The following is an 11224-nucleotide window of genomic DNA, read 5'->3' on the forward strand; positions in this document are numbered from 1 at the left end:
GACATGGTTCTGAGGGGCGTTCCGATCCCGGACGAGCGCCTCGAGACGAGAGCGGTCATCCGGAGAAACTTCGAAGCTGATACCCGTGCGCATGCCGCAGGCTCGCACGCAAAGCCGACAAGGGGAATCCCCATCGGGACTCCACTGTCGGGTTCAATCCACTAGATGCTCGACCGGCCCCGCGGCCTCGTCGGCAAGGAACCAGGTCATGGCGACGAACCAGGCGCTTTCCCGCGCCGACAAGGTGAAAATCACCAGGCTGCGCAGCAACCTGCTTCGATGGTACGCGACGAATGGGCGAGACTTCCCGTGGCGCCGAGATAGTACATCGGTGTTCGAGCGAATTTGCGTCGAGGTGCTGCTGCAACGCACCCGCGCCGAGACAGTGAGCTCGATGTACGGCACGTTCTTCGGGCGGTTCCGGTCCTGGGAGGAGATCGCCGGGGCGCGGATCGACGAGCTCGAAGAGCAATTCAAGCCCATTGGCCTATGGCGACGAAGGGCGAGGTCAATGCACGGACTGGCAACGTACGCGGCCGATCACCGCGGGATATTTCCATCAACCGAGACCGGGCTCGCGAAGGTGCCCGCGGTCGGGCAATACGTCGCCAACGCCATCCTGCTGTTCCAGCATGGCCGCCGACGTCCCCTGCTCGACGTGAACATGGCACGGGTTCTCGAGCGCCATGTTCGCCCTCGCCGGCTGGCCGATATCCGGCACGATCCCTGGCTGCAAGCCGCCGCGCGATGGCTCGTGCGCGACGGTGACCCGGCAATCGTCAACTGGGCCACGCTGGATTTCGCAAGTACAACCTGCAAGCCAAGGAACCCGGCTTGCCCGGGTTGCACCGTTTCCCGAACCTGCCAATTCCTGGTGACCGGTAGCGCTTCGCCCGGCTAGGGCGAACAAGGCGCCGTTGGACTTGCGGGGCAAAACGCGGAGCCCGTTCGCAAGGTGAAAGAGGACAACCCAAGCACGCAGCAACGAGTCCCGGCGCAATTTATTCTTGGATTACGGCCTGGGCGATTGCTAGCATTTCCGCGAGGTAATCGAGGGGAACATGTTCCCGCATTTCACCCATTCGGGTGCACCTAGCGGGAACCGGAGGCGTGACTTGGGGACTTCCTTGGCGTTCGCGGGCAACCGGTACAGGCCGATTGAGTTGTACCGACGACTGGTGGCGACGCCAGCACTTAGATGATTGGTTCAAGCGACACCGATGTTGCGGCAACACGGGACTTCCTCGGGAGGCACGGGATCGAGGCCTGCTTCCTCGTGCCCACGAAAACGGGCTTGGAAAAGTCCTTGATGGACGCGACCATCGAGGTTCGAGCGTTCTTTGAGGAACGACATTTCCACGACTACGACGCGCAGGGCCGGGGACAGGAACACAAGAAGGTCTACAAGGCCTTCTTCGTGCATCCCGGCAAACTCGAGGAAACTCAGGCTAACCTCTACAGGCCAAGCACCAAGTCCGGCGACCCGAGGATCTGGTTCAACGGCCTCAAGGGCTATGCCGCGCCGGAAAACCTGCTTGCCGTCGTTGTTCAGGGCAACGCGCTTTTCGTCGTGAACTGCAGCGTCAGCGAGGTGCTGAACTCGGCGAGCGATCCAGGTTCTCCGCTCGGGAGGCTGGCCAACGCCAACTCGCCCCCGCAACTCGATAGCGGGCGAGGCCAACCTGGCCCGGCCGAGGACAGTCCGCCAGAAGCTAAAATGAACGAACGAATGCGCTACCCGGCCTGGCTTCTCGAGCGGTCGTTCGGCGGGGCGACGGTCGCGGTTTCACCGCAAAGCCGGCGGGAAACCGGGAAGTGGCCCGACGGCCCGTCTGCTCCCATGGCGTCGGAGGCTTGCGAGGCACTGGTGCAGGCATGCCAAGCCAGCACCACGTCCCCTTCCTGCTTCGTCTTCCTCGTGGGTGGCGCCGGCAACGGAAAGTCCAAGCTCGCCGGCGACACCGTCCGGCGACTTGGCGCAAAACGACGAGGAGAGAGAACCGAGTTCGCGCAGAGGGTGTACGAGTACGAGCTGGGAAACGGTGGCTCGCTTCGCGTGGTCAACGACGCGACTATCCCCCCGCCGGGCGGGCAGATCACGAATGCCCTGGTCAACGACATCGCCGTGGCCATCGACCACCGCGAAAACCTTCTCGCGTGCGTGAACCGGGGCGTGCTTCTAGGCGAGATCGCCGTTGAACATGCCTCACCCGGTAGCGCCAGCCACTCCGCCGCTGGCTCCATCATTCAGATCCTGCTCGAATCCGATGCGTATCCCGGATCAACCGGAAACGACGTCCCGATCTCGGTCCTGTTCGAAAGTAGCTCCAGCCACGAAACGTATCGATACTTCTCGGTCTCTAGCGGGGGGGAAACGATCGCGCATTGCCACGTCGTGTTCCTTGACCAAGCCTCGGTCCTCGAGCCGTGGCCAGCCGGCGTAGCGACAAGCACCGGTGCGAGCGGCGCCATGGTCCCTCGGCCCCTCGGGCAGCGGCCGATCCTCGAGAGAAACAAGGCCGAACACGGTCTCGCTACGTTCGCCCAGCCGCTATCGGAAGTGGCACGGGCCTTCCTGGAAGGCTGCCCAGACGAGCCGTTCGACCCCGTGCGGGCCAACGCGGTGTCACTCGCTTCATCAAGCGTGGCCGACGCGTGGTGTGCTCTTCTACGTGGTGCCGAGGTTATGTCGGGCACCCATTTCACGTACCGCGAGCTTTGGGCGTTGTCCGTGCACTCCTTGCTCGGCCCGCTGCCCACCACGAGAATGCAGGCGCTACGCGAGTGGGTAGAAAAGCGCATTGCGGGAACGTCTTCCCCTGACCAACAGGAACGGCTGGATGCCCTAGTTGCGCTGGCCAAGCTGCGGTCCCATGTCGCCCTCTTCCATGCCGGGCGCCCCCGGGCACTTGTCTCGGGGCTTGACTTCGATTGGCCGGAAACCCGGAACGACGCGCTCGCGGCGGTCTACCACTGCGACCCGGTCCGCGACTTCGGGCCCCGTGACGGCAAGGACTACACGGACCTCGTCGAACGCCTGGCAGGAATAGAGGATGGCCGCTTCCCCGGGTACGAGATGGCGTTGTTCGACAATGACGTGAAGGCCTACTGGACGTCGTTCGACCAAGCGCTGGAGAAGGAGATCGCGGCCTTCGTATCGCCTTCCCGATCGCAGGACCTCTCCCTCCAGCAGAGGAACAAGGTGCTTGCATGGTACGGGAGCTACATGTTCAGGCTGGTCGGCCTGGCCAAGGGTTGGCCGGCACATTGCAGCCTGGTGAACCAGTGGCAGGTGGCCTGGAGGGCGTCACGGGGACCGGGCAGCCACTTGCTGCCGAAGCAACTGGAAGAATCCTTGCTTTCCATCATCCTCCCGGCTTCCGGCGACGGTAGGGATGCCAGCTTCCCGGTTCTCCGGTCGCGGGTAGAGCCGGTACGTGACGACGATCGTGCCTTCGTCGTCGACATCCAGAAGGCCCGATTCGAGATTAGCGCGTCGACCCGCGGCGACATGGTCATGCTGGACATTCGCCACGGCACGACGGGTTCAGAGATAGCAGGTTCGACAGTGCTTGATTTCCACCTGCTGCGCGAAGCAGTGGCCAAGGCCGCCGGCGACGGTTTCACGGACTCGCTTGCGCTGATCGAACCCCGCATCGAGCGGATCCGCGCGAGCCTTCTCGCATTCCAGCTCGGCCAAGTCGACGGCGGTCACCGCTTCCGGTTCACCGGTGTTGGGGACGGCGGATCCGACCAGGGTTGGGGGGGCTAGCGCCGTGGCAGAGAAGGACATGTCGTTCTTGGGCCTCAACCGCCCGCAGTACGTCCCCTCCCCCGAGCTGTTCGTGTCGGAACTCGCCTGGTCCCTCGTGGACGACACGGCACGGCAAGCGCTGGCATCCGGGGACGCGAAGAACGGGCTCGCCTATACCTCCCGCGGTGCAAAGCCCCAGAAGGCCGGGATCCTTTTCACCCGTCCGGAGAAGGGTTCCGGCCCGCACGACCGGCTCGGCGATGCACTGGACGTGAAACTCAACCTGGGGCCATCGGCAAGCCGGCACGCTGCCGAGGTTCTGCTCGACGAGCTCGAGGCGATATCCTCCAACCGGGCGACCCGCGCAACGGTCGTTCCCCTGACGGGATTGCTGTCCTTGCTCCAGGACCGGCGCGGTATCTCGGGACAACGCAACCCGCCGAACATCGCGCTTATCCTCGAGCAACTCTTCGCGCTCGGTGGAACCGAGGGGACCGCGGCCGGCGCGTGGCTACGGGGCGTTAGCCCTGCACACGGTGCCGGCATCCCCGGCTGGCTCGACGAGGTACTCGGGGAGATCGTGCCCCCGGAGGTGCGGCCGGCTCTCGAAGAACTCGGCGCGCTAGGCACCTCGGCTCTGGCCGGGAAAACACTCGAGGTTCGCCGGCCGGCCTGGATTGAGCGGTCCGGCAACACCCCGTTCCACTGGTTCCACTCGGCATGGACCAATCTCTGCCAGTCTGGCTGGGTCGCCGCGATGCCGAGGCGCCGGTGGACGGACTGGGCCTCCTGCATCACGCGCACCGCCCTGGCGAGCGGCTTTCTCTTCGAGATGCACTTGAACCGGCGGCTCGTCGCGGCGCTCGCCAGCGAAGAAAGCGCCGACGCCGTCGTGGACGCGATGATGGACCAATCCGGCTGGTTGTTTACCTGGGACGATCGCCTGTCGAAGTCGAGCGGAGACGTTGGCCCGGTGATAAACGAGCTGTCCGCGAGCGGAACGGCTTGCCAAGCCCTACTCGACGACCTTGCCCGGACACACGAAGGGATCCCGGAACCGCGTGCATTCGACGAGGATCCGAACGGGCTCGTGGCCTGGTTGGAAAGGGCCCGGGACGCGACCAGGGGTTCCAGGGCCCAGGTCGAGCGTGACCTCGCGGCAGCGCTCGAGGCTTCACCGCCGTCGAGCGCGAAGAACGTCCGCGAAACGATACGCTACTCGCTCCTCGCACGCGGCAACGCGACGTCGCTCGATCTCTACGCGTTGCTGAAAACCGCCGGGCGCTACACCTGCGTCGACCCAGGGCAGGAGTGGCTCGTGACGGTGTCAAGCCTTTGCTCCCGGGAGCCGGGGATCCCGTCTCGCCTTGCCGACCTCTACCGGGCGCTCGGCCAGGTCGGGATAAAGGCGAGCGCGAGCTCGATCGTCCCAAGGCTCGAGACGTACGGCCTGGCACGCGGGAGCCACGATGCCGATCAGGCCATCGAGCTCGAGCCGGCGTTCTAAGGGGTATCAATGGAACACGCCCTTGCATACGCGATAGGAATCCGGGCTGCCGACGCCGGCGGTCTCTCCAAGGTCGTGCTTCCCAGGGGCCTGCCGCCAGCGTTCCGGCGCGATCTCGCCGACGGCGTTCGCGCCAACGGCGGACATGCAGAGGTGGTCGGCAACCAGCCAGGCCTCGGCGAGATTTCGCCCGGGCAAGCCATTGCCTACCGCACGCCGGAGAGCGGCGTTGCCCCGTCGGTCGTGATCATCGCGGCGACCGGGGATTCGCCGGACTTGAAGTCCCTCGAGACGTTCCGTGACCTGCTCGCCTCCGGGATGCTCGGTTCACCGGCCAGCGGGACAAGCGCGTTCCTGAATCTCCAGGGGGTATGCGAGGAGCTGGCGGAACAGGTAGCCCGGCTGGCGAAGAACCAGTTCGACCGGGCCCGGCTAGCCCGGTCCATCGCCGACGTGCTCGATTACCTGTCTGCCGCCTACGAGAAGGCGGGCAACCAGGCGATCGCCTGGCAATCGGCCTACTGGCTCCATGCCGATGACCTTGCCCGGTTCCTGCCGAGGGCAATCGACAGCTTGGCGCCCGGCCTGCCACGGCTGGAGCTACTCGCGGTTCACCTCGCGGCCGGTCTCCCCTACCCGGACAGTGGCGAGGCGTACGAGGTCAAAAACGGGCCTGAACGGTACGCAGAGACCGTCGAAAGCCGCTGGTCGACGGGCGAGCGATGCGAGCGCAGCGTCGCGGAAATCGACAGTTCCGGGGACGGGACAAGCCACCCGCTAAACGGCATCGACTGGGCAACCCTGGCGAGCACGCGCGCTTCCGCCGGCCACGCGGTCTTGGCGCTCTGCCGGCACGGCAGGGCAACGAGGGAAAGGGTCTGGGCGGACGCATGGTCGGCTACCTCGGAAACCGAGTTCTTCTCACGGCCACGAACGGAGACGGTCATTGGCGAGTTCCAGTACCGGCAGGAACAAAACTGGAAAAACGTCGCCGAGCTTGGCTGGTCACCGGCGATCCACGTGTTGCCGGCCGCGCGAAACACAGTTGGCCCGGACCAGCAACTTGCTCTCGGGCACTTCCGCCTAAGGATCGAGTCCGCCCTCGCGAGCCAGGGCCAAGCCATCCATCCCCGCCTCGACTCCTCGCCAAAGAGCGCCGCGGAACCTGAGCTGGTTGAAGCGCGCGCCCTCGATGGCGCGGTAGAGATCGAGTTCAGGCTCTCCCGCAAGGTCCGGGGCGGAAAGGGGAAATGGCGGGAGAAACCTTTCAACCTGTCCGTGGTGCCCAATTCCACGGGCCCCGCCAACGCGCTCCGGGACCCCGTGGTACTGAGACTCGTCGCGCCGCACCCGGCCAGGCCAACGGTCTTCATCGGCGAGCAAGCAAGGGGCAAGAAGCCGATCCGGGCAAAGTTCCACGCCGACACGCCCTTCAAGGTGGAACCCGGGAGCATGGGCCTCGAACCTTCCGACGGCGACGCCGAATTGATGTTCGAGCTCGACGGTGGCGACGGCACGATCGAGGTCGTCGTGGCGGGGCACGAAGGCCCGGTCACTTTGGACGACGCATCCATCGGCGAAGCCGCGGTGGACGCCGTGAACCAGCTGGAAATCAAGCAACTCCCGGAGGACCCGGTCCTGGCCGCGGGCGCTCATTCTGCCCGCCTCGTTCGGCCGACGATCGAGGGCGGCAAGGTTCACCCTGTTCTCGCCGCGCTCTCCGGCGAGCCGCTGGTACCCGTCGAGGGGGAAACGCGAACCGAGCTCGAAAGGGACCCCCGGTTTCACGTCGAGCAATGGCTCGCCGGCAACTGCATCAAGCAACCACCCGGTGTAGAGTTCCGTCGTTCGCTCGGCAGCGCACTCGTTTCGATCACGCGCGAGGAAGACGGGGACCGCTTGTTCTGGAACGAGCGGCTGGGCGCATTCGCGAACTTCGACGACGGTGCCGATTCCGTGTTCGCCACTGGCATCGAGGGCTCGGAAGAGGCGGGGCGCTTCTGGAAGGCATTTGAGGAACTAGGTCTCCCGGGCCTTGTTGGCGATACAGAGACGACGGCCTTGCCAAGCGCCCTACCCGTCGATGGCCTCGACCGCGGCAAGCTGGAGGCTTACCTCCGGGCCTACGCGGCCCTTGCCAAGGCCGGCAAGGACCGCCACGGGACAACGGTCGGCGCCTACCCGTTCAGCGTGATCCTCCTCGACCGCAGGCGGGGACGCCACGAGGGTGTCCTGCTATCCCCGTTGCACCCGCTGAGACTCGCGTGGAGCGTGGGCATTCAGGACGCGGCCCGGGATCTCGCGTCGTGCGAGGTCTTCGGAGAGGTCGCGTCCTCGTTCCTGAGGTTCGTCGATGGCGAGTCGCTCCCGCTCGTCGGGCCCAAGGTCCCGGGACACGGGGGTTGGTTGAGCCTAGGCCTTTCACCTGGACCGAGCGAGTTTTTCAGCAGCTGGTCCCTTCTCGCCGACTCCCGGGTCCACTCGGGGGATGGCGTTGAGCGGTTCTTCTTGCTCCGCCGAGAGCTGCCCCTCGGTGCGCCGTCAGGCCTGGGCAGGGGCAGCGTCGATGTGGCGATACGGGACTACTTGCGCGTCTACCCTTCCACGGGACAGCTCCGGGTTAGCATCAGCAGCGCAACGAAACGCCAGCGCCTGATCGAAACAGACGAGGCGATTATCTCAGCCGCCTCGCGGCTGCTCAATGGCCAAGAAGTCGCGCTTCCCGGCGGCATCCGGGTCTTCGACGACGTCAACAGGCAAGGCTTGCCGCCGAGTCCCCACCGCGTCCTGAGCCGGTTTGCCTCGCAGCCGGGTACCGCGGCGGACCCATTGGACAACCCGGCCTTCGAATGGACCGTTACGAAGCAGTTCAGGTCGGTGGACCTGCGGTTCATGGAGAATACCCTCGTGGAGCTGGAGGTCTCCTCCCGTGGCGATGGCGATTCCCCGGTTGGCTCTTCCGGGCCGGTGGACCCGGTCGCCCGTTTCAAGAGCTGGCACCATTCCAGTTCCGGCTCGCAAACATCGACCTTCTCAATGGGCTTTTCCCCGGGCTCGTTCAGCCAGATGCCGGGTTTCCACGAAGCGATCGCGTGCGTTGAAGGCATGGCGGGCGACCGGGAAAGGGTCGTATTGGAGAGCACGCTTCTCCTCGGTGACCCGTTCTTCGGCGGGCAATCGCTGTGGACGATCATGGGCAACAAGCACCTCGACCCCTCGATCCTGTCCATGCAGCTGCGGCAATCAGGAGCCGGCCTATCGCTCTGGGAATGGCGACCGGCATTCCTCGGCCGCTCGAGCAAGGAAACATCGATAAACAGCATCAGCTCGGGGCATCCTTACACCGTACTAACGCGAACGCCCGATGCGTTGCTCGAGGAGATCCAGAAGACGATGAACGCCGCCGGGATCGCGGGCGCCTCGCCGAACCAGGCAAGGTCCATCGTCGAGGAACTCGGCACACGTGGCATCGGTTTGTCCTCGCTGCTTGCCATGGGACACACACAGAGCATGGGTGCCCTCGGATTCTACTTCGCCTACGTTTTGCTCGACGACTGGGAGACATCAGGAGCGGACGACGAAACGCGGTGCGTGTTGCCGATGGACGCCGTTTTCCCCTTGCTCGAGTTGCTCGGGAACAGGCCAGGCGACCGACTCGATGACAAGCGCCGGGCAGACCTGTTGCTCGTCAAGTCCACGCAGGGCGGCGACGGACCGCCGAAACTCGAGCTACATCCCGTCGAAGTGAAAGCCAGGTCCTCGGCGCCGGCCCGCTTCCCATCGGCAAATAGCGCGGTACTCGTGGAAGACCCACTCGTACAACTATCCTCGTCGGCCAAGCTCCTTCAAAAGGTCGCCGAGAACTTTGCCGCCGTCGCCGGTGAAAGGGTTCTCGTCGGCTCGGCGTTCGGAACTTTGATCGAAGCGGCCCTGATGCTCCGCCCGCCCGGCAGCAGGCGAGATCCCGCCAAGGAAGCAATACTTCTAGAAGCGATTGGGCGCGGCGAGGCAGAGATCACCGTCAGCCCGGGCACGCTGCTCTGGCTACAGGCTCATGGGTCGGCGACAGGCGGCGCTCCCTACGAGCCCAGGGAACCCGCCGACAGCGAAGCTGGCCAGTTCATGTCCAGTTTCGCGGCTGCCCGGGAAGGAAGGCAAGGAACGGAGATTGGACGGGCACTCACCCAGGTTATCGAGGCCAGAACGGCAGCGACGGCGACAGGACTTCCAAACCGAACGCCGCCTCGACCAGTCACCCCGGAAGACGATAGCCCTGCCGGGACCGGTGAGACCGATCCCCTACCCGACACGACACCGGAGAAAGAAGTCCGCGACGCCCCGGAGGCCCCACCTGGCGAAACCGACATCGTCGACCCACCTCCGCCGGATGACGATGCCAACCCCGGGAACACCGTGGAGCCGGCCGAAGAAGCCACTGAGGGAATCGAGATCCTTGTAGGGCACGAGCAACGTGGCACCCGGATGTTGCCGATCATGCTCAAGCCAAGCGAAACCAACCTGACGCAGCTAAACATGGGTGTCGTCGGCGATCTCGGTACCGGCAAGACCCAGTTCCTCAAGTCGATCGTCTACCAGCTAGCCAAGGCCGGCCCCTCCAACCGCGGGATCACGCCGAAGTCTTTCATATTCGACTACAAGAACGACTACTCCGGAGACGATTTCGTCAAGGCAATCGATGGTCAGCTCCTCGACCCGACGAGGACCTTGCCCCTGAACTTCCTCGCGTTGCCGCCGGACGCAGCTAACATCCAGAAGGTCCAGCGCGCCAACTTCTTCGTAGATCTTTTGCGCAGGATATCCGGCATTGGGCAGGTCCAGCGGAACCTCGTTTACGAGAGCGTCCGCGATGCCTACCAAGCATGCCAAACTGGCTACTGGCCTACGCTCGAGGACGTGCTTTCAACGTACCGGGAGAAATCAGGTGGTCGCCAGGACAGCGTCGTGTCTGTGCTCACTCTGATGATCGACTTGGAAATCTTCGAGCGGAATCCCGGGAACATCACCTCGTTCGAAGAAGTATTCGACAAAACAACTGTCTTGAGGCTCTCGCAACTCGGTGCCGCCGGCCAGGAGGTCGTCGATATCATCGCCACCATGTTCCTCGACTTTCTCTACACCGACTACATGAAGAACCGGGAGAAACACCCCTTCCTCACCGGCAAGGACGGCGTGAACCGCCGCGTAGTTGATTCCTACGTACTTATCGACGAAGCCCACCACGCAATGGGGCGGGGATTCGACGTGCTAATGAAGCTGATGTTGGAGGGCCGCGAATTCGGAATGGGCGTCATACTCTCGTCCCAGTTCCTCTCGCATTTCCAACTGGGTGACCACGACTGGGCAGAAGCCCTATCGACGTGGATGGTCCACAAGGTCAGGCAAGCGCGGCCTACCGACTTCGAACGTATCGGCTTCAGGGGCCAAAACAGGGAATTGGCGGACCAAATTGCCAAGCTTGAGCCACACTGGGGGTATTACCGCTGTGCCAATGGACAAAACGAGGGGACCTTGATGCGCGGACAACCTTATTTTTTGTTGCACAACGATGCCTAGAATTGTCTGAACAAAAATTCCTGTCCTATTGCTAGAAAAAAGGTTTTAGCACATGTTACCATTCGTCACTCGCCGAGGTATCGACCCGGCCGCATCAATCAAATCCGAGGCATCGCCAGCAGATACGACAAAACCGGCCTCTCGTCTCTCGGATTCCTGAACCTCGTGGCTGCCAGACTGTCGCTAACAACCTTTGTCAACAGGGCCTAGTGGAGCGAATCTAACTCTTGGTGCCCGCGTTTGACGGCTTCGATGATCCTGTCGGGATCGGCGGTCCAGNCGAACGGCCTGGGCTCCTGGTTGTGCTCGGCGACGAAGCGATTGATGGCGGCCTGCAGGTCGACCAGCGAATGGAACACGCCGCGCTTCAGGCGACGCTTGCTGAGCCG

At 63.9% G+C, this 11224-nt stretch carries 4 protein-coding genes and 1 pseudogene; 4 read left to right on the top strand and 1 reads right to left on the bottom strand.

The window, feature by feature from the left end:
- Positions 1-208 precede the first annotated feature (208 nt).
- The 4 genes from CWC60_RS04060 (at position 209) to CWC60_RS04075 (ending at position 10835) form a co-directional block, all read left to right on the top strand.
- Positions 209-901 (top strand): HhH-GPD family protein, encoded by a 693-nt coding sequence (locus CWC60_RS04060; protein ID WP_109792733.1) that lies wholly within the window; start codon positions 209-211, stop codon positions 899-901.
- Positions 902-1309: 408 nt separating this feature from the next.
- Positions 1310-3772 carry a hypothetical protein gene (locus tag CWC60_RS04065; RefSeq protein WP_125182718.1) on the top strand — a complete coding sequence of 821 codons (2463 nt, stop codon included), beginning with the start codon at positions 1310-1312 and terminating at the stop codon, positions 3770-3772.
- Between the two features lie 4 nt (positions 3773-3776).
- Positions 3777-5261, top strand: a complete 1485-nt coding sequence (locus CWC60_RS04070) for a hypothetical protein (protein ID WP_125182719.1) — start codon at positions 3777-3779, stop codon at positions 5259-5261.
- 9 nt (positions 5262-5270) lie between these two features.
- On the top strand, positions 5271-10835 hold the full coding sequence (locus tag CWC60_RS04075) for an ATP-binding protein (protein WP_125182720.1): 5565 nt from the start codon (positions 5271-5273) through the stop codon (positions 10833-10835).
- A 206-nt stretch (positions 10836-11041) separates the two neighbouring features.
- Here the strand turns inward: CWC60_RS04075 and CWC60_RS04080 are convergent.
- Positions 11042-11224, bottom strand: a pseudogene (locus CWC60_RS04080) (IS630 family transposase); the annotation flags it as partial.

It is taken from the genome of Minwuia thermotolerans (genome assembly GCF_002924445.1).
GTDB lineage: Bacteria > Pseudomonadota > Alphaproteobacteria > Minwuiales > Minwuiaceae > Minwuia > Minwuia thermotolerans.